General features: G+C 55.7%; 19 protein-coding genes and 3 pseudogenes. 10 read left to right on the top strand and 12 right to left on the bottom strand.

All coding sequences use genetic code 11. The features are described 5' to 3' along the window. Positions 1-6: 6 nt before the first annotated feature. The 3 genes from BA6348_RS09955 to BA6348_RS09945 all read left to right on the top strand — a co-directional run bounded on the left by BA6348_RS09955 (position 7) and on the right by BA6348_RS09945 (position 2,659). Positions 7-825 (top strand): SPL family radical SAM protein, encoded by an 819-nt coding sequence (locus tag BA6348_RS09955; RefSeq protein ID WP_122952523.1) that lies wholly within the window; start codon positions 7-9, stop codon positions 823-825. A gap of 95 nt (positions 826-920) precedes the next feature. Continuing rightward, a complete protein-coding gene (locus tag BA6348_RS09950) occupies positions 921-1,628 on the top strand; it encodes a molybdenum cofactor biosynthesis protein (RefSeq protein WP_005828506.1) in 708 nt (235 codons plus the stop codon). 5 nt (positions 1,629-1,633) lie between these two features. Next, positions 1,634-2,659: a ThiF family adenylyltransferase gene (locus BA6348_RS09945; protein WP_005828505.1), complete on the top strand. Its 1,026-nt coding sequence runs from the start codon at positions 1,634-1,636 to the stop codon at positions 2,657-2,659. Positions 2,660-2,960: 301 nt separating this feature from the next. On the opposite strand, the gene BA6348_RS09940 is transcribed toward BA6348_RS09945, so the two are convergent. Genes BA6348_RS09940 through BA6348_RS09930 form a run of 3 tightly spaced genes read right to left on the bottom strand, consistent with a single transcriptional unit; the run spans position 2,961 to position 6,492 of the window. Further along, positions 2,961-4,052 (bottom strand): sensor histidine kinase, encoded by a 1,092-nt coding sequence (locus BA6348_RS09940; RefSeq protein WP_005828503.1) that lies wholly within the window; start codon positions 4,050-4,052, stop codon positions 2,961-2,963. Next, a complete protein-coding gene (locus BA6348_RS09935; RefSeq protein ID WP_005828501.1) occupies positions 4,049-4,723 on the bottom strand; it encodes a response regulator transcription factor in 675 nt (224 codons plus the stop codon). The genes BA6348_RS09940 and BA6348_RS09935 overlap by 4 nt, the downstream gene beginning before the upstream one ends. Then, the gene (locus BA6348_RS09930; RefSeq protein ID WP_007783145.1) at positions 4,720-6,492 is read right to left on the bottom strand and encodes an ABC transporter ATP-binding protein; all 1,773 of its coding nucleotides are present in this window, start codon (positions 6,490-6,492) and stop codon (positions 4,720-4,722) included. Before BA6348_RS09930 ends, BA6348_RS09935 begins: the two co-directional genes overlap by 4 nt. 490 nt (positions 6,493-6,982) lie before the next feature. Here BA6348_RS09930 and acnA point away from each other — a divergent pair, with 490 nt between their 5' ends. Beyond that, positions 6,983-9,712, top strand: coding sequence for an aconitate hydratase AcnA (acnA, locus tag BA6348_RS09925; RefSeq protein ID WP_122952524.1), 2,730 nt, complete (start codon positions 6,983-6,985; stop codon positions 9,710-9,712). Between the two features lie 270 nt (positions 9,713-9,982). Here acnA and BA6348_RS27000 read toward each other — a convergent pair whose 3' ends face one another. Genes BA6348_RS27000 through BA6348_RS09910 form a run of 3 tightly spaced genes read right to left on the bottom strand, consistent with a single transcriptional unit; the run spans position 9,983 to position 12,580 of the window. Further along, positions 9,983-10,162, bottom strand: coding sequence for a hypothetical protein (locus tag BA6348_RS27000; protein WP_174768821.1), 180 nt, complete (start codon positions 10,160-10,162; stop codon positions 9,983-9,985). Next, positions 10,159-11,889, bottom strand: a complete 1,731-nt coding sequence (locus tag BA6348_RS09915; RefSeq protein WP_007783136.1) for an ABC transporter ATP-binding protein — start codon at positions 11,887-11,889, stop codon at positions 10,159-10,161. The genes BA6348_RS27000 and BA6348_RS09915 overlap by 4 nt, the downstream gene beginning before the upstream one ends. Before the next feature lie 43 nt (positions 11,890-11,932). Then, positions 11,933-12,580, bottom strand: a complete 648-nt coding sequence (locus BA6348_RS09910) for a TetR/AcrR family transcriptional regulator (RefSeq protein WP_005828492.1) — start codon at positions 12,578-12,580, stop codon at positions 11,933-11,935. Between the two features lie 154 nt (positions 12,581-12,734). On the opposite strand from BA6348_RS09910, the gene BA6348_RS09905 reads away from it, so the two are divergent. From BA6348_RS09905 to BA6348_RS09895, 4 genes and pseudogenes are all read left to right on the top strand, one after another. After that, a complete protein-coding gene (locus BA6348_RS09905; protein WP_005828490.1) occupies positions 12,735-13,064 on the top strand; it encodes a DUF3892 domain-containing protein in 330 nt (109 codons plus the stop codon). A 211-nt stretch (positions 13,065-13,275) separates the two neighbouring features. Beyond that, positions 13,276-13,362, top strand: a pseudogene (locus BA6348_RS27990) (alanine racemase C-terminal domain-containing protein); the annotation flags it as partial. Positions 13,363-13,365: 3 nt separating this feature from the next. Next, positions 13,366-13,530, top strand: a pseudogene (locus BA6348_RS27300) (alanine racemase C-terminal domain-containing protein); the annotation flags it as partial. Positions 13,531-13,666: 136 nt separating this feature from the next. Beyond that, entirely contained in the window at positions 13,667-15,268 is a 1,602-nt protein-coding gene (locus tag BA6348_RS09895) for an alkaline phosphatase family protein (protein ID WP_005828486.1), read from the top strand. A gap of 12 nt (positions 15,269-15,280) precedes the next feature. On the opposite strand, the gene BA6348_RS09890 is transcribed toward BA6348_RS09895, so the two are convergent. After that, the gene (locus BA6348_RS09890) at positions 15,281-15,754 is read right to left on the bottom strand and encodes a DUF4188 domain-containing protein (RefSeq protein ID WP_005828484.1); all 474 of its coding nucleotides are present in this window, start codon (positions 15,752-15,754) and stop codon (positions 15,281-15,283) included. Positions 15,755-15,763: 9 nt separating this feature from the next. Beyond that, positions 15,764-16,396, bottom strand: a complete 633-nt coding sequence (locus BA6348_RS09885) for a TetR/AcrR family transcriptional regulator (RefSeq protein ID WP_005828482.1) — start codon at positions 16,394-16,396, stop codon at positions 15,764-15,766. 178 nt (positions 16,397-16,574) lie between these two features. Between BA6348_RS09885 and BA6348_RS09880 the strand changes: the two genes are divergently transcribed. Then, positions 16,575-17,702 (top strand): glycosyltransferase family protein, encoded by a 1,128-nt coding sequence (locus BA6348_RS09880; RefSeq protein ID WP_025843904.1) that lies wholly within the window; start codon positions 16,575-16,577, stop codon positions 17,700-17,702. A 45-nt stretch (positions 17,703-17,747) separates the two neighbouring features. Here the strand turns inward: BA6348_RS09880 and BA6348_RS09875 are convergent, their stop codons facing one another. Next, complete coding sequence (locus tag BA6348_RS09875) at positions 17,748-18,491, bottom strand: IclR family transcriptional regulator (protein ID WP_005828478.1); 744 nt, start codon at positions 18,489-18,491, stop codon at positions 17,748-17,750. A 223-nt stretch (positions 18,492-18,714) separates the two neighbouring features. Between BA6348_RS09875 and BA6348_RS27985 the strand changes: the two are divergent. Beyond that, positions 18,715-19,439: pseudogene (locus tag BA6348_RS27985) on the top strand (YheC/YheD family protein). A gap of 153 nt (positions 19,440-19,592) precedes the next feature. On the opposite strand, the gene BA6348_RS09865 reads toward BA6348_RS27985, so the two are convergent. The 3 genes from BA6348_RS09865 to BA6348_RS09855 all read right to left on the bottom strand — a co-directional run bounded on the left by BA6348_RS09865 (position 19,593) and on the right by BA6348_RS09855 (position 22,218). Then, positions 19,593-20,417 (bottom strand): aldo/keto reductase, encoded by an 825-nt coding sequence (locus tag BA6348_RS09865; RefSeq protein WP_007783121.1) that lies wholly within the window; start codon positions 20,415-20,417, stop codon positions 19,593-19,595. A 141-nt stretch (positions 20,418-20,558) separates the two neighbouring features. Next, positions 20,559-21,197 (bottom strand): pyridoxamine 5'-phosphate oxidase family protein, encoded by a 639-nt coding sequence (locus BA6348_RS09860; protein ID WP_005828469.1) that lies wholly within the window; start codon positions 21,195-21,197, stop codon positions 20,559-20,561. Between the two features lie 91 nt (positions 21,198-21,288). Continuing rightward, positions 21,289-22,218: a GntR family transcriptional regulator gene (locus tag BA6348_RS09855; protein ID WP_122952525.1), complete on the bottom strand. Its 930-nt coding sequence runs from the start codon at positions 22,216-22,218 to the stop codon at positions 21,289-21,291. Positions 22,219-22,290: the final 72 nt, after the last annotated feature.

Here is a 22,290-nt window from a genome sequence, read left to right as displayed (position 1 = left end):
ACAAAAGTGAACAGCACTTTCTTTTACAAGCAACCAAAAACGCTGCTCAATAAAGGAACCGGATTTTTGACCGATTACACGCACTCGCTCAATCCGTACACGGGCTGCTCCTTCGCCTGCTCTTACTGCTATGTGCGGCAGATGCCCGTCTCGCTGTTTCGCGGGCACGAATGGGGGACGTGGGTCGATATCAAGACGGGAGCCGCCGCGCTGCTCGCCAAAGAGCTACAGCGGGCAAAAGCGAAGGGGCCCGTCTCCATTTTCATGTCGTCGAGCACTGACCCTTACCAGCCCGTTGAATATCGGGAGCAGGTAACGCGTTCGCTACTCGAAGTGATGGTGGAGCATCCGCCCGACTTTTTGCTCGTCCAGACCCGCAGCCCGCTCGTCACGCGCGATCTGGACCTGCTGCTCCGCCTGGGCGAGCGAGTACGCGTCAGCATGACGGTGGAAACGGACCTGGAGGAAATCCGCAAACATTTCTCGCCGCAAGCGCCTCCGATTGCCGCACGGCTGCGGGCGCTTCGGGAATTGGCTGCGGCTGGCGTCCCGACACAGGCGACGATCGCACCCGTCTTGCCGAGCAGCGAAGCTTTTCCCGACCTGCTGCGGCCGCTGGTCGGACGGGTTTGCATTGACGATTTTTACATGGGCGACGGCAGCGGCGGCAAGCGTACGAAGAAAAACGGGGTTCCCTCGCTTTTTGCCGAGTTGGGGCTGGAAGCATGGGCGGAGCCGGACGCCTATCGACTCGTGTACGATCGGCTGCGGCGCGTGTTTGCGGAAGACGAGCTGTACGTAAGCCAAAAAGGCTTCGCTCTCTAAGTCCCCAAGCCCCTTCGCGCATTGGCATCCGTGCCGGATTGTGATATCGTCAACCCATAGACAACTGTCATCCCAATCGGAAGTGAGGAATTGCTTTGACGATCACCATCTTGTTGTTTGCCGGACTGGCCGAGCGGGCCAACGTCCGCGAAATCGAACTGACTTTGCCAGAACAGGCAACCGTGCGCGACCTGCTGCAAGCAGTCGGAGAGCAGTATCCGGCGCTTGCGCCGTTGCTCGGTAGCTGTTTTGTTTCCATGAATCACGAGTACGCTGCTTTTGATCGCGTCATCAGCCCGGATGACGAAATCGCGCTCTTGCCGCCTGTCAGCGGCGGAGAGGAAGTGCCGCGCTTTGCCATTACCCGCGAGCCGCTGTCTGCCGACCAGCTCGTGCGGCTGGTGAGCAACCCGCACGCGGGCGCCATCTTGACGTTTGTCGGAACGGTACGCGAATTTACGCACGGTCAGCGCACGGTCTACCTGTCCTATGAAGCGTACGAGCCAATGGCTGTGGAAAAAATGAAGCAGGTCGCAGCCGAGATCGAGGAACGCTGGCCCGGAGCACAAGTCGCCATGCACCACCGCATCGGCGATTTGGCCGTGGAAGAAATCGCCGTCGTCGTCGCGGTGGCAACGCCGCACCGCAACGAGTCTTTTGAAGCCGGGCGCTACGCCATCGAAAGACTGAAGCAAATCGTCCCTATCTGGAAAAAAGAAATGTGGGAGGACGGCAGCGAATGGAAGGGCCATCAGCAAGGCCCGTGGAATCCGCTGGCGATGTCGGAAGGAAAGGAGGAGTAACCGCTTTGGATACACGTTATTCCCGCCAGCTCCTGTTTCACCCGATCGGGCGCAGCGGCCAGGAAAAACTGTTGCAAAGCCGCGTCGCCATCGTCGGGATGGGCGCGCTCGGAACGGTGCTGTCCAATCATATGGTCCGCGCCGGAGTCGGCTTTGTGCGCCTCATTGACCGCGATTTCGTCGAACCGAGCAACCTGCAGCGACAAATGCTCTACGACGAGTCAGACGCCGCCGAGCATTTGCCAAAAGCGATGGCGGCCCATGCCAAGCTGACGAAAATCAACTCGGAAGTCACGATTGAGCCGATCGTCGCCGACCTGTCTGCTTACAACGCCGAGGAGCTTTTGCGTGACGTCGATCTCGTGCTCGATGCGACAGACAATTTTCAAGTGCGCTATCTGGTCAACGACGTTTGCGTGAAGCACGGGATTCCTTGGGTGTACGGCGGTGCGGTGAGCGCGACGGGCACGTTTACGACCATCCGCCCCGGCATTACGCCGTGTTTACGCTGTCTGTTCCCGGAAGCTCCGAATCCGGGGGAAATGCCGACTTGCGATACCGCCGGGGTCATCGGTCCGATCATCCACATCGTCGCCTCCTACCAGGCGACCGAAGCGTTCAAGCTGCTGGTCGGAGCCACGGATGCGCTCAATTTGAACCTGGAGCATTTTGAAATCTGGCAAAATCGCCACACGCAAATCAAGGTGGCCAATGCTCGCCGCAGCGACTGCCCGACGTGCGGCAAGCACGAGTATGCATTTTTGCAGCCGGAGACGCAGGATGGACAAGCGGTTTCGCTCTGCGGACGGGATACGGTGCAAATCTCGCCCGGAGCTTCTGCCTCCCTCGACCTCGACGCCCTCGCCAAGCGGCTTGCTCCGCTCGGGAAAATTGAGCAAAACAAATTTTTGCTCCGCTTCCACGTCGACTCGTACACGCTCGTCGCCTTCCCGGACGGACGCGTGCTCGTCCAGGGAACGGATGAGATCAGCGTGGCCCGTTCGCTGCATGCGAAGTACATTGGGGCGTAAACGGAAAACGGCGAAAACTGACTTCTTGCCTATGCGAACAAGACCTTGAGAGGTGTCGGTCCTCAAGGTCTTGTTTCATTATATAGAGGCAGAGGGTGATCGCTGTTTGCATCGGTGGCGGGGTGCTATATGAATTCCTCTACCCGCTCATGATCCAATCGCCTCCCGGTTCGCCTTGCAGGAAGTGCCTAGCCAAAATCGGCCGCTTGCTCACCCGGCCGTGCAAGTCTCATCCCAGGTCGCTTGCCAAGAAAGGTCCCCAGCCTTTTAAATGCGCTCTGCTCACTTTGAGGACAGGACCCTACTCCCCCTGCCACGTCACCGTAAACGTCGTCCCGCGCCCCTGCTCGCTTTGCACGGAGATCGTCGCCTGGTGCAGATCGAGAATTTTTTTCACGATCGACAGCCCCAAACCGCTGCCGCCCTTGGCGCGGTTGCGCGACTTGTCTTCCTTGAAAAAGCGTTCGAAAATCCGTTCCAAATTTTCTTTGGCGATCCCGATGCCCGTATCGGAAATTTGCACCTGTGCGCCTCCGGGAAGCGATTGCAGCTTGACGCTGATTTTGCCGCCAGGCTCGGTGAACTTGATGCTGTTGCTGAGCAGGTTGTTCCACACCTGGCTCATCATGTCTTCGTCCGCGACGATTTCCGCCTTTTCCAGCTCAATCTCCAGCTCGATCTCCTTTTCCAGCCAGAGCGGCTCACAGGCCAAAATGATGCTGCGCAACTGCTGGTCCAGCCGATAGCGCTTGCGCTCGACCGGATGGTGCTTGCCCTCCAGCGACGTGAGCTTGAGCAGGTTGTCGCTAATTTTGGACAAACGCTTGCTCTCCGTTTCGATGATCTCCAGGTAGTGCCGACGCTCCGCCAGGCTCAGGCTCTCGTTTTGCAGCGCGCGGGCAAATCCGCTGATCGAGGTCAGCGGCGACTGGATTTCGTGGGAAACGTTGGAAATGAACTCCTGGCGCATCTGCTCCATCGCCTGCAATTGCTCGGCCATATGGTTGATGCCCTCCACCAACTGCCCCCATTGGCGCTCCATTTTGACGTCGAGATTGACGTTGAAGTCTCCTTTGGCAATTCGTCTCAAGGCGTCGATCAGCAGTTGAAACAGCTCGACATGCCGGGGGCGGATGAAGTGGGAAATCGTGAACCCTGCGAGGATAAAAAAGCAAAAGCTGACGACTGCGTGGACCACCGCTTGCACAAAGTCGCTCGGGGCAAGCCCTGTATAGCGGTAAAAGAGGCCCGTGCTCCAGTAAGCTACTGCCCCGCAGAGCATCAGCAAGGCAAAGATTCCAACAGTCGCAAGCAGCTTCAGCCCGATGTGTTTGTGCAAAGGCATCGTTCGCCCGGATTTGTGCCTTGGCTTTTCACTTGGCTCTCTGCTCATTTGTCTGCCTCCAGCCGATAGCCAAGGCCGCGCACGGTGCGAATCCGAAAGCCGTACTCCCCTTCCGGAAAACGTTCCCGCAACCGATTGATATGCACGTCTACCGTCCGCTCGTTGCCTTCAAAGTCGTAGCCCCAGATTTGCTCGATCAACTGCTCGCGCGGAATCGTTTGCCCCGGATAGCTCGCGAGCTTGAACAACAGCTCGAATTCTTTTAACGGAATCGTCCACGAGCGGCTGTCCTGCACGATTTCAAACGTTTTGCGGTCGAGCTGCAACAGCCCTGCCTGCACCTTGTGCGACGCGGCGATCTTGTATCGTTTGAGCAACGCTTTTACCCGCACCAAAAGCTCCGCCGGCTCAAACGGCTTGACGAGGTAGTCGTCCGTCCCCAGCTCGAAGCCTTTGATTTTTTGCGCCGTCTCGCCTTTTGCCGTCAGCATGAGCAGCGGAATGTCGTAGTGCTCGCGCAACTGCCGGCACAGCTCCCAGCCGTCCATCTGCGGCATCATGATGTCGAGCACGACCAGGTCCGCGCCGGGCGACTCCATTTTTTCCAGCGCCTCGACGCCGTTTTCCGCCTCCACGATCTCGAACCCGTCGTTGCGCAAAAAGATGCGCACCAGTTCGCGAATGTGCGGGTCGTCGTCCACTACCATGATTCTGGTCATGTCGTCAGCATCCTTTCTTTCATCAGCAATTGCTGGCTGGCCAGCTCCCGGTACATGTCATGCGAATCAAACAGTTGCTCGTGCGTCCCCATGCCCGTAATTTTTCCTTTTTCCAAAAAGATGATCTGGTCCGCGTCCACCACCGTCGACAGCCGATGCGCGATCACGAGCGTGGTGCGTCCCTTCATCAGATTTTGCAGCGCTTTTTGCACGATGATTTCCGATTTGCTGTCGAGGCTGGACGTCGCCTCGTCGAGCATCAAAATTTGCGGATCGCGCAGCAGGGCGCGGGCGATGCCGATGCGCTGGCGCTGTCCGCCGGAGAGTTTGACGCCCCGCTCGCCTACTTGCGTCTCGTAGCCGTCCGGCAGTTCGTCGATGAACTGATCCGCGTAGGCCATGGCGGCGGCCTGTTTCAGCTCTGCTTCCGTCACCTCGCGGGAAATGCCGTAGCAGATGTTTTCCCGGATCGTGCCGGCGATCAGCGGGCTTTCTTGCGAGACGTAGCCGATTTTGCTGCGCCAGGACGCCAGGGAAAACGCGTCGATCGGATCGCTGCCCAACCTGATTACGCCGCTATCCGGCTTGTAAAAGCGCTCGACCAAGGAAAACAAGGTCGTCTTGCCGCTGCCGCTCGGCCCGACAATCGCACTCACCTTCCCGGCCGGAATCGTGAAGCTGACGTTATCGAGAATGTTTTCCCCGTTTTCATAGGAAAAGCTCACGTTCTCCACTACAATCGGCAAGGCGGCATTTTCCACGGTCCGTCCGCTCTGGTGATCCTCTTCCGGCTCCTCTAGTGTAGCAATGATTCGCTCCGTCGCGCCCATTGCCTTTTGCAACTGGGTGAAAAATTGCGTGAACTGCCCCATCGGCATGATGATTTGCACCAGGTACAAAATAAACGCGACCAGTTCGCCGGCGGAGAGCGCTCCCGAAGCGACGCGCATTCCGCCGTAGCCCATAATGACGACGAGCAAAACCATCAGCACAAACGAAATCAACGGCGCGATCATCGCCTGTACCTGGCCTTCCTTCAGGCCGAAGCGAAACAGGTTGGCAATTCCCTTTTTCCCTGCCTCGTACTCATGTGGCTCGGCATTCGACGCCTTGACAAGCCGCACCTCTGACAACACTTGATTCATGATCGTCGTGAAGCTCGCCGTCTCGTCCTGCAGCCCTTTGGAAATTTTGTACATCTGTCTGCCCAGCGGCACGAGAATCGCCACAGACAGCGGAACGGCGATCAGCATGGTCAGCGTCATTTGCCAGTCCAGGTACAAAAGCGTGGCCACGGAGCCGATAATCGCGATGATTCCGGTGAAAAAGCTGGCGAGGTGCTCGCTGATAAGTCCTTTGACGACTCCTGTGTCATTCGTCATCCGGCTGATCGTCTCCCCTGTCCGGTGGTTGTCGTAATAGGAGACGGGCAGGACGAGCAGCTTTTTCCACAGTCGGTCGCGCAGAGCCGCGACGATGCTCTGGCCGACGTGGTTGAGCAAATAGATGGACAGCCCGCTGGCGATGGCCTGCGCGATGAAGGCGACCATTAACAGCACGATTTGGCCTCGGCTGATGGACGAGAGCGTAAAGCTGTCCACCAGGTCTTTGGTAAACAGCGGAATGACCAGGCTGACCAGTGTCGTCGCCACACTCATGAACAGCGCGACACCGATTTTCAGCTTGGACGGCTTCGTCTGCATGATTAATTGAAAAAACGGGCGCCAGTCTCCCAGTTTGGTACGATTGTCGTTGGTTTGTTCTCTCATTTGCTTAACTCCTTGCCCATTTTTATGTGTGCGTATTTCTTATTGTTTACGTCTGACGCTTCCCTTCGTTGCGCTTGCCTCCTTCGCTTTCCGGTGCTTTGGCAAAGCGCATCTCCCAGGGGTGATTCCAAGCTGCTCCTGAAGAGCGGATGGGAGGTAAAAGGTGTCACAGGCAGCCTCTCCTTTCTGCAAACGGCCGCAGAGGTTGACGTCGGCGTCCCCTGCGCCCTTTTTGCCCGCAAGAGAAACAATAACGGATGAATGTAAACGAAATATAAACGGGATAATACATGAAGTCTGGATATTTTTCCTTCATTAAATACAACGCGAAACAAGCGCGTCTGTTTTTTCTCCCATGATTTTTGTATATAAATGATGAATTTGGGGTAGAAGCCGGGAAACAAATCGAGTATAATAAGTTCGTAATGAGAGAAACGAAACTACGTTTCACCAGACGAAACCCCAAGTTACAATAGGGAGGTTGTATAAATTGGCTAAACAAGATGCTTACAATGTGAAATCTTCCCTGCAAGTAGGCGACAAGTCTTTCGCGTACTATCGCCTGCAAGGATTGGAAGAACAAGGACTCGGCGACGTTTCCAAGCTGCCGTTCTCGATTAAAGTTCTGCTCGAGGCTGCTGTACGTCAGTTCGATGGCCGTGCGATCACCAAAGAACACGTACAACAACTGGCGACCTGGACAAAAGGCCGCGACGAAAACCAAGAAGTACCGCTCATGCCAGCTCGTATCGTTCTGCAAGACTTCACCGGCGTACCGGCTGTAGTTGACCTGGCAGCGATGCGTATCGCCATGAAGCGCGCTGGTGGAGATCCAAAGCGAATCAACCCGCTCGTACCGGTTGACCTCGTAATCGACCACTCCGTAATGGTTGACGACTTCGGCAACCCTGCTGCTCTGGAAAACAACATGAAGCTCGAATTCGAACGCAACCAAGAGCGCTACCGCTTCCTGCGCTGGGCGCAAACAGCGTTTGACAACTTCCGTGCGGTTCCTCCGGCAACTGGTATCGTTCACCAAGTAAACCTGGAGTACCTGGCAACTGTGATCGCTACTCGCGAAGTAGACGGCGAACTCGTTGCTTTCCCTGACTCTCTCGTAGGTACTGACTCCCACACTACCATGATTAACGGTCTTGGCGTTCTCGGCTGGGGTGTTGGCGGTATCGAGGCAGAAGCAGGAATGCTCGGCCAACCGCTGTATTTCGTAACGCCAGAAGTCGTTGGTTTCAAATTGACTGGCACGCTGAATGCCGGCGCAACTGCAACCGACCTCGCGCTGACTGTTACCCAAATGCTGCGCAAAAAAGGCGTAGTAGGGAAATTCGTGGAGTTCTACGGCCCTGGCCTGTCCAACATCTCGCTGGCTGACCGCGCTACTGTAGCGAACATGGCTCCTGAGTACGGTGCTACCATGGGCTTCTTCCCGGTAGACGCTGAAACACTCAACTACCTGCGCCAAACTGGCCGCAGCGAAGACTTGATCGCTCTGGTAGAAGCTTACACCAAAGCACAAGGTCTGTTCCGTACCGACGACACTCCAGACCCAATCTTCTCCGAAACATTGGAACTGGATCTGTCCACAGTCGTACCGAGCCTGGCTGGTCCAAAACGTCCGCAAGACCGCGTAGAACTGACTGCCATGAAGGAATCCTTCAACAACAGCCTGCGCACACCGATCGACAAAGGCGGCTTTGGCCTGTCCGAAGAGAAAATCGCAGCAAGCGCACCTGTTACTTATGCAAACGGGGAAACCGCTACACTGAAAACAGGCTCTGTCGTCATCGCAGCGATTACTTCCTGTACCAATACATCAAATCCTAGCGTAATGCTGGGTGCAGGTATCCTGGCGAAAAAAGCAGTGGAAAAAGGTTTGAAAAAGCCTCCATTCGTGAAAAGCTCCCTGGCTCCAGGTTCCCGCGTCGTTACGCAATACCTGACTGACGCTGGTCTGATTGATTCCCTGAATGCGATCGGATTCAACGTAGTCGGCTACGGTTGCACCACTTGCATCGGTAACTCCGGTCCATTGCCAGAGGAAACCAGCAAGGCAATCGCAGATGAAGACCTGACTGTAGCAGCCGTACTGTCCGGTAACCGCAACTTCGAAGGCCGTATCCATGCACAGGTAAAAGCGAACTACCTCGCTTCTCCTCCATTGGTTATCGCCTACGCACTGGCTGGTACTGTCGATATTGACCTGACTACCGAGCCAATCGGTACGGGCAAAGACGGAGAGCCTGTCTACCTGAAAGACATCTGGCCAACTCCGCAAGAAATCTCGGAAGCAATGAACAAAGCCATGAACCCAGACCTGTTCCGCGCCGAGTACGGTCAAGTGTTCACGCAAAACGAAGCCTGGAACAAAATCGACGTTCCAACTGGCGACCTGTACGAGTGGGATGAAAAATCCACCTACATCCAAGAACCGCCATTCTTTAAAGACCTTGCTGGTGAAATCGCAGCGATCGCAGACATCAAAGCAGCGAAAGCAATCGCTCTGTTCGGTGACTCCGTCACAACCGACCATATCTCCCCAGCGGGTAACATCTCGCCTACAAGCCCTGCAGGTCTGTATCTGCAAGCAAACGGCGTAGAGCGCAAAGACTTCAACTCTTACGGTGCTCGCCGTGGTAGCCATGACGTTATGATGCGCGGTACATTTGCCAACATCCGCATCCGCAACCAAGTGGCTCCTGGCACAGAGGGCGGCGTAACCAAATACTTGCCAACCGGCGAAATCATGTCCATTTACGATGCTTCCATGAAGTATCAAGCAGACGGCACTCCACTCGTTGTCCTGGCTGGTAAAGAGTACGGTACTGGTTCTTCCCGCGACTGGGCAGCAAAAGGTACTTTCCTGCTCGGCATCAAAGCGGTTATCGCAGAAAGCTTCGAGCGTATCCACCGTGCCAACCTCGTCGGTATGGGCGTGCTGCCTCTGCAATTCGCTGACGGCCAAAGCTGGAAGTCGCTGGGTATCGACGGAACTGAGTCCTTCAACATTGTGGGTCTCTCCAATGATGTTCAACCAGGCCAACGCGTAAAAGTAGAAGCAACTCGCCAAGACGGCAGCAAGTTCGAGTTCGACGTCATCGTTCGTCTCGACTCCATGGTAGACGTAGACTACTACCGCAACGGTGGTATTCTGCAAACCGTTCTTCGCCAACTGCTGGACGAAGGCCAACCAGTAAACGCGTAAACTGCGCGACACAAAATAAGTTCGTAACAGCACCCACCCACAAAGGGCAGACTCCGAGAGCGTCTCGGCAGTCTGCTCTTTTTTGCATGCCGTCCCCTGTGCGCACATTGAATGTCCGTGGTGCTGTCGGGAAAAGAAAAAGCACCACAGAACTACATGTCCGTGGCGCTATCATGAAAAGAAAAAGCATCACAGACTACGTGCCCGTGGCGTTATCGGAAAAAGAAAAGCACCACAGAACAAACAAGCCCGTGGCGCTTTTCCATGGCATTATTGCAAAAAGACATCCACCACAGAGTAGCGTATTTTCCGTGGGGTTAGCGTAGATGACAAAACCATGTACGGCATCGTCAGCAATCCAGGCCCGCCAAAGCCCATCGGACGCTGCCCTCCCGGCCCTGGTCCGGCTCCCGGTCGTCCCTGGGGAGGACGTTGTTGTCCATCACTCATGCGATTTCCTCCTCCGTTAGCTGGGATTTGACGATCTCCTGGTACACGCTACAGGTGGCGAGCAACTCGCGGTGTGTACCGATTCCCGCCACTTTGCCTTCCTCCAACACGATAATCTGGTCGGCGTCCATCACGGTATTGACCCGCTGCGCGACGATGATGACCGTCGCATCCCCTGTCTCCTGCTTCAAGGCAGCCCGCAGCTTCGCATCTGTCTTGAAGTCGAGGGCGGAAAAGCTGTCGTCAAAAATGTACACCTCCGGCTTGCGGACGAGCGCACGGGCGATGGAGAGGCGCTGCTTTTGCCCGCCTGACAGGTTCTGCCCGCCTTGGGCGAGGACGGTATCCAGCCCGTCCGGCATGCTCGCGATAAACTCGGCTGCCTGCGCCACGCTTACGGCATGGCGGACTTCCTCGTCTGTCGCCTCCTCTTTTCCGTAGCGGATGTTGTCTGCGATCGTCCCCGTAAACAGCAGCGCTTTTTGCGGGATAAAGCCAATGCGGGAGCGCAGCTCGCTTTGCGACCACTCGCGCACATCGACGCCACCGACGCGGACGCTGCCGCTCTCGACGTCATAGAAGCGCGGGATCAGGCTGACCAGCGTTGTTTTTCCTGCGCCTGTTCCCCCGATGATCGCCGTCACCTGGCCGGGCCTGGCGGTAAAAGAAAGCTCAGACAGTGCAGGCTTCTCTGCGCCAGGATAGCGGAACGTCACCTGCTCGAAAGCGACTTGCCCGCCTTTTCCCGCGCCAGATGGGTCTGGCTTTTCCCTGTCGACAATGATCGGCTCTGTCGCGAGCACCTCGTGAATGCGCACCGCCGAAGCCGAAGCTCTCGGCACCATGCTAAACATCATCGACGCCATCATCAGCGAAAACAAAATTTGCATCGCATACTGCAAAAACGCCATCAGGTCGCCTACCTGCATGTGCCCGGCGCTGATCCGCAAGCCGCCGAACCAGATGATGGCAATCGACGTGACGTTCATCATCAGCATCATGACAGGCATCATCCCCGCCATGATCTGGTTGGCTTTGATCGCCGTCGCCGTCAAATCTTCATTGGCACGGTCGAACCGCTCCCGCTCGTGCTCCGTCCGGTTGAACGCCCGCACGACGCGGATTCCGGTCAACGACTCGCGCAGCACGAGATTCAGCCTGTCGATTTTGCCCTGCATTGCTTTGAAGTACGGAATCCCTTTTGAACCGATCAAAAAAATCGCCAATGCCAAAATCGGAATCGCCACGATGATGACGAGAGACAGCTCCGCGTCCTTCGACAGCGCCATGATGATTCCGCCAAAACACATCATTGGTGCCATCACCAGCATCCGCAGCATCATGTTCAGCACTTGCTGGACTTGCGTAATGTCATTGGTCGTCCGGGTAATGAGCGAGGCCGTCCCGTGCTTGTCGAACTCCTGCAACGAAAAACGTTCGACGTGGCTAAACACGCTGCTGCGCAGCCGCATGCCAAAGCCGGAAGCAGAGCGGGAAGCCAAATAGCTCGCCGCGACGGACAAAGCGGCCGCGACGGCGGATACTAGCAGCATCCAGCCTCCGGTTCTCCAGATATAGGCCGTGTCTTCCTTGACGATCCCTTCGTTGACGATATGGGACATCAGGTTTGGCAAATATAAATTCGCCAGCGATTGCAGCAACATAAAAAACATCGTCATGGCGACCATATAACGGTATGGCCGCAAAAAACGCAATAATTTCAGCAAACAAATCCTCCTCTTGCTTGATAGGCTGCGGCGGCGGATGCCCTCACGCCCGCACCATCGCGACGCACGATTCCGTCGCCGCTTCGATGTCCGGCGAGAGCAACTGCTTGACCTGCTCCATGTCGTGTCCTTCTGCGAGCAAGCTTCTCTTTTTCCGCTGCAAAAAACCCATGGCGTGCATCATGGCTCCCCAATATTGTTCTGCGAGCAGCTCCGGCTCCATCCGGCGAATATCGCCTGTCTCCATTCCGCGGCGCAACGTCTCCACCAGTACCTGCAAATTGTTGTCGCGCCACAACAGCGTCTTCAACTCGTCCCCTGTGAACAGCTCGCGCAGGTCGTGGCGCATGCGGAAAAAGAACATGACGTGCACGGAGCTTTCAAACAAATTGTGGAACATGACGTGCGCGAATTGCCGGCACAGCTCTGTAGCCGTCCCCTCCTGGGAAAAATGATGGCGGGTGTGCTTGTTGGAGAGCTGGAACATATGCACAAACAAATCGCGAAACAACGAGCGCTTGTCTTTGTAGTAGTAATACACCAATCCTCTGGCCACGCCGGCACGCTCCGCCACATCCTTGATATCTGCGGCTGCGTATCCTTTTTCCACGTAAACAGCAAGAGCGCCCTGCATGATCGCTTCTTTGCGCTGGGCGCGAATTTCTTCATTCTGCTCCTTTGAGCGAGGCACGAGCTGCTCCCTCCTTTTTCATTGACTTTCGTGTCAGTCAAAATATAATCCTCCTGCCAGCAAGTGTCAAGAGGCGAATGTCGGGCCTTGGTTTAAAACGAATGCATGTTCTCTCCCGCCTTGAGCCACCTTATGCATAAGGAGGGATTCCGTGATGAGCGAGAAAAGCTTTGAGCAAATTTACGCCGACTACAAAGCGGCAGGCGAGCAGCAAGCGTTGCAGGAAAGCGCAGGAGCGAAAAGAGTCCTATCGCCTGATTCAGACAAAGAGCGGATCGTCGCCGTGCGCAAAAACGATGACGGAGACTTGATCGCATTCAAAACAAGCAGCGGACGTGAGCTGGACTACGTCACCGCCTTGCAGGAAGCAAAAGCGGGACAACTTGCGCACGTAGACGTGTTTCACAAATACGGACGGGATATTTTGCGCAGCGAGCCGGACGGCATCAAAGAAAACAATCTGGACCAGTTGCCCATTTTTTGACCACAGGAAAAAAGCGCTCAGGCTGGTGAGCGCCGCTTGGCGTTGCAGGTGCAGGCTGTTGGCTAAGCGGCCTGCTTTTTTTATTGGTGCTTTGGAATCGGCCACGCCTAAGTAGCCCGGAAGACGAATACTTATGAGAAAAAAGTATGCATGACATTCTTTTCCAAAGGGAAAACAAGGCTTTCCATCTTGTTTTGGAAAGGTACCCGTAATGAAAAAACCGTTTCGCGAAACGTGGATCGAGGTCAATCTCGATGCCGTCAAAAGAAACATCCGCGCGATTCGCCGCCATATTCCGAAGCTGTACGGCAAGCAGGGGAACGCGGAGATTACGGTCGATGAAGTGGCGGAAATGCTCGGGACGATCAACTATGAAGTCGTCGCTACTTTGAGCAACCGCATTCCGCGCCTGTTTTTGGAGAAAGGCGAGGTCGTGGAGGTGAGCCATTTGCTGCCGGAAGGATAACCGCATAAAAATCTCCCCCTCATGCACAGCGTCTGCCGGCTCGCGAGGGGGAGATTTTTTATGCGGCTGTATGTGGAATAATTTAGCGGCGACGGCAAAAAATAAAACCACGATACTCATGGAAAGGAATGGAAGCATGAAGTCGAGATGGACATCCGCCATCCTTTGGTTGCTTGTGCTCAGCTTGCCACTCATTGGCTGCAAGGCTGGCGAAAGATTGCAAATCCAGGAGAAGATCCCCGCTCCGCTGTCTTCCGAACAAGAACAAACGCAAGGGCCAAAACCCGTTGTGCTCATCCTCATTGATTCGTTGATGGACAAGCCGCTGCAGGAGGCGATTCGCCAGGGGCGCGCTCCTGCCTTGGCCTTTTTGCGGGAAAAAGGGCACTACTTCCCCCATGTCGTCAGCTCGTTTCCGACGATGTCCGTGACGATCGACAGCACGTTGCTGACCGGGACCTACGCCGATCAGCATCACGTGCCGGGTCTGTCCTGGTACAACGAACAAGAAAAGCGGATGGTTTACTACGGTTACGGCCCAAAGGAAGCGATGAAGATTGACCAGCCGCAGGTGCTGCTGGACGCGATTTGGCAGTTGAACCAGAGTCAGTTGAATCCGCAGACAAACACGATCCACGATGTGCTGGCCGACCAAGGCAAAGATTCGGCTTCCATCAATGCGATTGTGTGGCGGGGCAAGACCGAACATGCCTTAAAAATCCCGCATCTGATCGAGATTGCCGCGCAACTGCCGGAAGAGCTGAACGTAACCGGGCCGAAGCTGCTGTCTTACGCCGCCTTTGCCCAGCTCGATCCGAACCAGAAGCGCCATACGCGCATCTGGCGCAAATACGGCATGAACGACGAGTTTTCCGCCCAGGAAACTGCTTTTTTGATCGCGCATGACAGGCTGCCGCCGCTCACGATCACGTACTTGCCGGAAAATGACATGGAGGTCCACCGCAAAGGCCCGCTGACGCTGGAAGGGATTGAAAATGCCGACAAGGCGCTGCAAACCGTGCTCGACGCCTTTGGCTCGTGGGACAAGGCCGTCGAGGAGGTGCGCTGGATCGTCATGGGAGACAGTGCCCAAAGCGCGGTGCAGGATGATCGGCAAGCGGCGACGATTGATTTGCGCAGCTTGCTCGCCTCGTACCGGATTTCCTCGATCAGCCGGCCGCCGCAAGCAACCGACCAGATCGTGATCGCCGCCAACGAGCGGATGGCGTACGTCTACGCGCTCGATCCGCAGCTTTCGCTCTCTGCCGTCGCGGCACAGTTGCAGCGCGAACCGCGGATGGACGTGATCGCGCGAAAAGAAGGACAGTCAATCGTCGTCACGGCAGGAGGCAGCAGCAAGCAGATGACGTACAAGCCGGGCGGTCCCGTCAAGGACGAGTACGGGCAGACGTGGACGATCAGCGGAGACACAAGCGTATTGGACATGACCGTGAGCAAAAAGCGGCTCACGTACGGGAAGTATCCCGATGCGTTGGCCCGGCTGCACGGAGCCATGAACTCCCACCCCGGAAGATACGTCATCGCCACCGTGCAGCCCGGCTACGAGCTGATTACGGAAAGCTCCCCGACCCATATCGGCGGCGCTGCCCACGGCTCGCTGCATGCAGCCGACTCGCTCGTCCCGCTGCTCGTCACCGGAACCGATTCGCGTCCGAAATCGTTGCGCATCGTCGACCTCAAGGAATGGCTGCTGCGCCTGGTCAACGAAACCGACTAGGCGGATGCTGCTCTAGCCTTTGTTGATCCGCTGTCTGGCCGATTCGCGTTTGCCTGTGGCGGGAACGAGCTCGCCCACTTCTCCCAGGCCGAAAACAGGCATATTGACATACACACATTCGTAATGGCCCGCTTCTACCAAGTACGTCTCATGGTAAATTCCGACCGAGCCGTCTGCGCCCACTGCCTGATTGAACTTTTTCCACGCCTTCAGGTGCAGTGGGGCGTGCCGCGCATATTTTTCCAAATGCTCAAACGAACGCCAATATTGAATCTGGGTGATCGTGCACAGGCTCATGCTGGAGCGACTGCCCAAAAAGCCAAGCTCGGGATTTTGATACAGCTCCTCCACCATTCCGCCCATCGCCCGCGCAACCGGAAGCCATTTGTGAACCGCCAGCAGTTGGTTGATCCGCATGCCGATGATGAACACTACGTATGACCCTTCCATTTTTGCCGTGTACCGTCCAGGCACAATTTTCGCCATTGCGCTCTCCTACCTTGTCAAAGATTTGAGATGAAGCTCATAGCAAGCCATGAAATCGTCCGACCGGAACAAGTGCGCCGTCAAATACGCCCCGTAAAACATGGAGAACAGCAGCACGACAGCCTCCTCCTCGCTGACATCGTCGGCGAGTTCCCCGTCTTCGCGCGCTTCCCGCACACAGCGCACAAAAATCTGGTGCAAGTCCGCATCGCTGAAGGGCGCCCTGTCGCTGACATCGGGGAACAGCAAGGCCAGCTCCGCCGCTGACAGCGTCGGGACGCACGGATGCATTTTTTGCTCGGCGAGAAAGCTAATCAGGCTGAGCATAATCCCCGGATACTTCTCGCTTTCCTCCGCCACCATGGAAAAGATGTGGCGCACAGCAGCAAAGCCCCGCTTCCCGTTGGCTGACAGCTCGCAGAAGCAGCGCGCCTGCCAGATGCTCATGAAATAGATGAGCATCTCCTCTTTTTGCGGAAAAAACTTGAAAAACGTCACCTTGGATACTTCTGCCCGCTCGCAAATATCGTCGACGAGCACGCTGCGAAATGTTCCTTCGTCGATCAGGGCCAGTGCTGCCTCCAGTAAGGCGAGCTTCGTTTTTGCTTTTTTCTTTTCTCGCAGCGAAATCGTTTCCGTCATAGTTCCCTCTCTTTCGTTTTCCAGTTACATCCAAGAAATACAATAGCATTCATATTAACTCGAGTAAAGTTTTTTATTTAAGTAAATGAATTGTACAACGGCGTTTTCTCCTCTTCCAGTAGCCAATGGCCCCAAAAGCCATACCATAGGTAAAGAGCCCTGCGAAGGAGAGAATCCCGTGAGAATTTGCTTTTCCTGTAATCTCATCGAATTCAAGCCAAAGGGAAACGTCCTGCAATTTTTTATTTTGCTGCGTTCCGTCGACCGTATCGTGACGAAGCTTGGCGCGAGCGAGCGCAAGCGGTACGTGCTCGATTGCGTCTTGCCTTTTCAGTTCCGCAACGGAACGGGCGGCTTTACGTTTGAACACGTCCGGTTTCACAAGTCGGACGATCTCGTGAATGACATCATCGCCCGCGACCAAAAGCACAAATACGACTTTTTGTTTATCCGTGGCCGCAACGAGGCTTTTCACCTGGTGGAAAAAAAGCCTGCGCTCGGCAAAAAGCTGCTCTATTTGGCCGTCCAGTACAATTTGCGGGACCCGTACATCATGGGCAGACTGGATCACATTTTCCAGCATTCCCGCGTCGTCTTTTTCCAGACGGAGCCGAATGCCGACAGATATCGCCGCTACCAGCTCAGCAAAGCGAAATACTCGGCGCAGGAGCTACAGCGCAAAATCCAGGTGCTGCCCCAGTTCGTCGAACCCCACGACGGCGAGCCGCTCACCCGTCTGCCTGGCGAGCCTTTGCATCTGATCTGGGCAGGCGTCATCCGACCGCGCTATGGACTTGCTGTCGCCACCAAAGCGATTCGCCTGATTCGCAAAAGATATCCGAAAGCGAAGCTGCGCGTCCTCTATCCGTCCATCGTCGGCAGCTATCAAAAAAAGGCGCGGATTCTGCTGCGCACGTCTGGCGTCGCCGACCACGGGCAAAAGTCGATGTGGACGACCAAAAAGATGATCGTGCAAAGCGGCATCGGCATTGCGCTGCTCTACGACGATACCCCGGACCAGAACCCGTCTCACTCGTACTTGTCCCGGATCATCGAATGCATGGCGCTCGGCGTCCCTGTCCTGACGACCAAAACGATCGGCAATCTCGCGTTGCTGGGCGAACATTACCCGCTGTTTGTGCAGGATGCCCACGACATCGCCTTCCATTACGAAAAGCTGCGCGATCCCGCCTACTACCAGGACATGAGCCAGTACGTCCGGGCGCGCGGGGAGCGCTTTCTCGCCGACAACGCCGTCCAGCCGTTTTGGCGCGTGCTGCAAAGCGAGTACAGGCAGCGCAAATAGCAAAAAAAGCCAACACGCCCGCAAGCAAGCGTGTTGGCTTTTTGGTTATTTCATCATTTTTCCCATGCGATAAGCTGCTTCCATGATGTAGGGAGCGTACTCGCTCATTTTTTCCGGGGTGAGCCGGTTGGATGGGCCAGATGCAGCGATTGACGCCACCAGTTGTCCGTTGCGGTTGAAGATCGGCACCGCTACGGCCGCTGTCCCCAGCTCGCGCTCCTCCACGCTGGTTGCAAAGCCAAGTCTTTTGATCTGGTCGAGCTGCTCGACATACGCCTCCCGATTGACGTATTCCGGCCAGTCGGGATCGTTCAGAACTTGTTCCAGCACATGCGGCTCGTCATAGGCGACCAACACCTTGCTGGACGCCCCGACGGCCAGCGGCATGCGCGCCCCGATCGGCGCGACCCTGCGAATCGGCTGCCGACTCTGCACAGCCTGAATGCGTATTCGCTCGTTTCCATCGCGCACGTACAGGCTGATCGTTTCCTCTACCAAATCCCGCAGCCTCTCCATCTCGGGCAAAAGCAGTGTGGCGGGATCGTCGTTATGCGTCAGGTTGGCGGAAAGCTCCCAGATGCGAAAGCCTAACCGATATTTTTCCGTCTGGACATCACGGATGAGAAAGCCCTTGTTTTCCAACGTCGCCAGCAAACGATGCACCGTGCTTTTATGCAAGGAAAGCCGACTCGATATCTCACTTAGCCCAAGGTCTGTGGCGTCCGTAAAACAGAGCAGGATATCCAAAGCACGCTCGACGGAACGAACGTTTGCTTTTTGTTCATCCATTTGTTCTTACACCTGCTTCCTACTTGGTTCCGTTCGTTTCATCTGATGAAACAAATATGCTACTTTTCAGTATACAAAAATTAATAGCATAGTAAAGAGCGAATCTTCCCCCGCCGAGCCAAATCCTACCTATTTTTTTGCGGCAAGGACATTCCCACAAGCGCTGAAACAAGCCGGACATACATTAGGAAAGAATCATGCGTTTCACATCACGATTGGGGGAATGACCTTTTTGGGCAATAAAAGCGAGTCAAAACTGACCAAGTACTACGTGCTGCGGGCAAGCTCCGCTCTGCCCGGCGCGCTGCCAAAGACGCGCAAGTTTTCCAGGCGCGCTCTGTACAAGTTTCTCGACCGTTACCGCAAAGTGATCGCCAAGCCAGCCTCAGGCAGCGGAGGCGCGGGAGTCATCCTCGTGACCGGGCTCGGCGGCGGCCGCTATCGGGTCCAGCGCGGGGCCAAGCGCAAGACGAAGCACGGCAAAAAAGCGGCGTACAAGCATTTGGCCGCAAAATCAAAACGCGCTATCTCGTGCAGCAGGGCATATCGCTCGCTCGCGTCAACAGCTCGCTGTTTGACGTCAGAGTCATGGTGCGGCGAAAAAGCGGACAGCCTTGGGTAGTGGCGGGCAAAGGCTACATCATCACCAACATTAAGCGCAGCGGCGGCAAAGTGCTCCCGCTCTCCACCGCGATTTGGCGCTCGAACATTCGCGGAGCCTCGTCCTCGGCGATCGTCTCCCGTTTGCAGCAGGTCGCACTGCTCGCAGCGAAACGGCTGGCCCGCTACTACACCCGCCAGCGCGTCTTCGGCTTCGATATGGGCATCGACGCAAACGGGCGCGTCTGGATCATCGAAGCAAACTTGCGGCCAGACATTTCCTTGTTCCAGAAGCTCGCCGACAAAAGCATGTACCGCACCATCCTGGCCTATCGCCGCCACGGATGAACAAGCGGGTGTCCCCCTGCTGGCAGGCAAGGCTGCCTCGCGGGGATACCCTGCTTTCTTTTTCGGGGCTGGTCCGCCTGCAATGGGAAAGGGGCGCATCCCGTCGTCTGCGTCAGACATGCGGGACAGCCCCCTGTTTATTGGCCTTGTTTATTAAAAATCGAAGTTGTCCGGATCGGGTCCAAAGCGCTTGTTCTCGTTCAGCGCACTGATTTTTTCCACGTCTTCGGCACTCAGCGCGAAGTCAAACACTTGTGCGTTTTGCACGATGCGCTCAGGCGTAATGGATTTCGGAATGGTGACAACCTCGTTTTGCAAATCCCAGCGAATGACGATTTGCGCAGGCGACTTGCCGTATTTTTGTCCCAGTTCCACCAACAGCGGATGATCGAGATTCCCCTGCATCAGCGGGCTCCACGCCTCCAACTGGATGCTGCGCTCTTTGCAATACGCGTGCAGCTCTTTTTGCGTGAGCAGCGGATGGTACTCGACCTGGTTGACGACAGGCGTGATCTCGCTGTGCTTTTTCAGTTCTTCCAGATGGTGAATGTGAAAATTGCTCACGCCGATCGCGCGCACGTATCCATCGCGGTACAGCTTCTCCAGCGCTTTCCACGTCTCCACAAACTTGTCTTTTACCGGCCAGTGGATCAGGTACAGGTCGAGCGTATCCAGCCCCAGCTTTTTCATGCTCGCGTCGAAAGCTTTGAGCGTCGACTCGTAGCCTTGGTCGGCGTTCCACACCTTTGTCGTGATGAACAACTGGTCGCGGTCGATTCCCGCCTGGCGGATTCCTTCGCCCACGCCTTCCTCGTTGCCATAGACAGCAGCGGTGTCCACACTGCGGTAGCCCGCCTCAATAGCCGAGCGGACTGCCACTGTTTCATTGCCATCTTTTGCTTTCCAGACGCCCAGACCCAGCCAAGGCATTTCCACTCCGTTGTTCAAAACGGAACGATCTGTGATTTGTGTTGCCATCCGATCTCCTCCCGACTCGCGCTGTTTATGTACTTACATTAAGAAAGTATATCACAGGTTGAGCGATCGGAAAACTCGACTGCTATCTTTTGGAAAAAAAACAATCCCCCTCAAACATCAGGGAGGCTCGCTTCTCTTGCTCTAGTACAGACGATTGGTGTAGCTGTCTTGCAAGCCCTCTGCCACCTCTTTTGCAGAGATGCCAGGGAGCTTCACGTGGTCTGCCAGCATTTTGGCAATATTAGGCGTCGTGCCAGCCTCCGGCCACTTGTCCGGCTTCCACAGCCCGGAGCGCATAAACGCCTTGGCGCAATGCACGTAGCACTCTTCCACCTGCACGCCGATTCCGAGCGCGGGAACCTTGCCCTTTACAGCCATTTTCTCCAAAATATCCTGGTCCTGGATCACACATGCCCGTCCGTTGATCCGCAATGTTTCTTCCAGCGTCGGAATCAAAAAAATCAGGCCGATGTGCGGATTGACCAGGATGTTGGTGATGGAATCCATCCGCTTGTTCCCCGGCCGCTCCGGGATGACCAGATGGCGGTCGTCGATGATGTGCACGAAGCCCGGCGCATCTCCGCGCGGCGAGGCATCGCAGTTTCCTTTTTCATCTGCGGTAGAAATAATCAGAAAAGGCGATTGAGCGATATAATTCCGGCAATGCTCATCGAGCTGGGAGATCGACTTGTTTTGCACCAGGGGGCTCGGTACTCCGAACGTTTCTCGCAGTTGCTCCTCGGACGTGACTACTTCGCGAAATATTCCGAATCCTGACATGACTGCACCTCTTTTTCCTGTTATGGAAAAGCATTACCTCCATCATACCATAACCAGCGGCTGTTCACGGCACCGATTTGCCTTCCCGCGCTCAGCGCCTGCCTTCGACGCACTGCTGAATGTACTGCACGGACTGGGCGTTCAGATAACGGTCCTCGATCAATAGCGGCAAAAAGCGCGACTGCCGCTTCAAATAGTCGCCGACGATGCTGGTGCACACAATCAGGCTCGGCTTCGCGGACAAAAACTCATCCAAGGACGACGGGTATTCCATCGAGCCGATTTGCAGCTCCAGGTGCGTCATCCCCGCGTTGAGGATGGATTGGCGGAAATTGTAGGCGCCCTCCCATGTCGTGCCGCCGATTCCCACGAGGCTGCCAGGAGGGAGCTGCTGCAACTCCCGGATCGACTGGAGATTCGATTCCAGCAAGCAGCCGATGACCTTCGGAACGTCACTGTCCCCCAAGCTGTCCAGCCATTTTTGCACCTCTTCTATGTGTAAAAACGTCGTGACGACGAGATCGTAGTAGCCGTTGAGAATGCTGCTTGCAAACTGCTCCAGGTCTTTAATCAGGCACGGCTTGACGGTGTAGCCGGTCGCCTTTTCCAGCTCGACCGCGTATTCCTGCACCTGTACGACATTACACTCGGCAAACAGGATGGCTGGCTTCGTCCGGCCCTGTGCCATCTGGAAGGCCGGCTGCTTCGCCTTTTCCAGAACGCGGGACAAGATCGTCTCTTCCCGCTGCTTTGCCGCGATTCCCTGGGCGCTCTTTTTCGGGAGCTTGTCCGCGACAAACGCCGCTCCGGCATCGTCCAGCGTCACGTAGCCTTCCGCTTCCAGCGCTGCATACGCGGCTTCGACCGTTTGTTGCTTCAGCCGCAAAAAGCCGGACAGCTCGCGGATCGTCGGCAGTTTGTCCTGCGGCTGATAAATTCGTTGCTCCATCAAGTTTTTCAACTGTTCCTTCAATTGACTAGAGACGGGAATGGAGGATGGACCATTGACAGACTTCTGCATCAAATCACCCCGTGAAAAAGGTATCGCAGTAATATTCTGTCATATTACAATAGGATAATTGGACAAAGCAAG

The sequence above is a fragment of the Brevibacillus agri genome, from assembly GCF_004117055.1.
Lineage (GTDB): Bacteria > Bacillota > Bacilli > Brevibacillales > Brevibacillaceae > Brevibacillus > Brevibacillus agri.
This window is presented reverse-complemented; position numbering and strand designations above follow the sequence as displayed.

Excerpts from the sequence above, each read along its gene's own strand:
- BA6348_RS09940 (WP_005828503.1), bottom strand. The coding sequence starts at position 4,052 with ATGAGCAGAGAGCCAAGTGAAAAGCCAAGGCACAAATCCGGGCGAACG.
- BA6348_RS09935 (WP_005828501.1), bottom strand. The coding sequence starts at position 4,723 with ATGACCAGAATCATGGTAGTGGACGACGACCCGCACATTCGCGAACTG.
- BA6348_RS09930 (WP_007783145.1), bottom strand. The coding sequence starts at position 6,492 with ATGAGAGAACAAACCAACGACAATCGTACCAAACTGGGAGACTGGCGC.
- BA6348_RS27000 (WP_174768821.1), bottom strand. The coding sequence starts at position 10,162 with ATGAGTGATGGACAACAACGTCCTCCCCAGGGACGACCGGGAGCCGGA.
- BA6348_RS09905 (WP_005828490.1), top strand. The coding sequence starts at position 12,735 with ATGAGCGAGAAAAGCTTTGAGCAAATTTACGCCGACTACAAAGCGGCA.
- BA6348_RS09895 (WP_005828486.1), top strand. The coding sequence starts at position 13,667 with ATGAAGTCGAGATGGACATCCGCCATCCTTTGGTTGCTTGTGCTCAGC.
- BA6348_RS09890 (WP_005828484.1), bottom strand. The coding sequence starts at position 15,754 with ATGGCGAAAATTGTGCCTGGACGGTACACGGCAAAAATGGAAGGGTCA.
- BA6348_RS09885 (WP_005828482.1), bottom strand. The coding sequence starts at position 16,396 with ATGACGGAAACGATTTCGCTGCGAGAAAAGAAAAAAGCAAAAACGAAG.
- BA6348_RS09875 (WP_005828478.1), bottom strand. The coding sequence starts at position 18,491 with ATGGATGAACAAAAAGCAAACGTTCGTTCCGTCGAGCGTGCTTTGGAT.
- BA6348_RS09865 (WP_007783121.1), bottom strand. The coding sequence starts at position 20,417 with ATGGCAACACAAATCACAGATCGTTCCGTTTTGAACAACGGAGTGGAA.
- BA6348_RS09860 (WP_005828469.1), bottom strand. The coding sequence starts at position 21,197 with ATGTCAGGATTCGGAATATTTCGCGAAGTAGTCACGTCCGAGGAGCAA.
- BA6348_RS09855 (WP_122952525.1), bottom strand. The coding sequence starts at position 22,218 with ATGCAGAAGTCTGTCAATGGTCCATCCTCCATTCCCGTCTCTAGTCAA.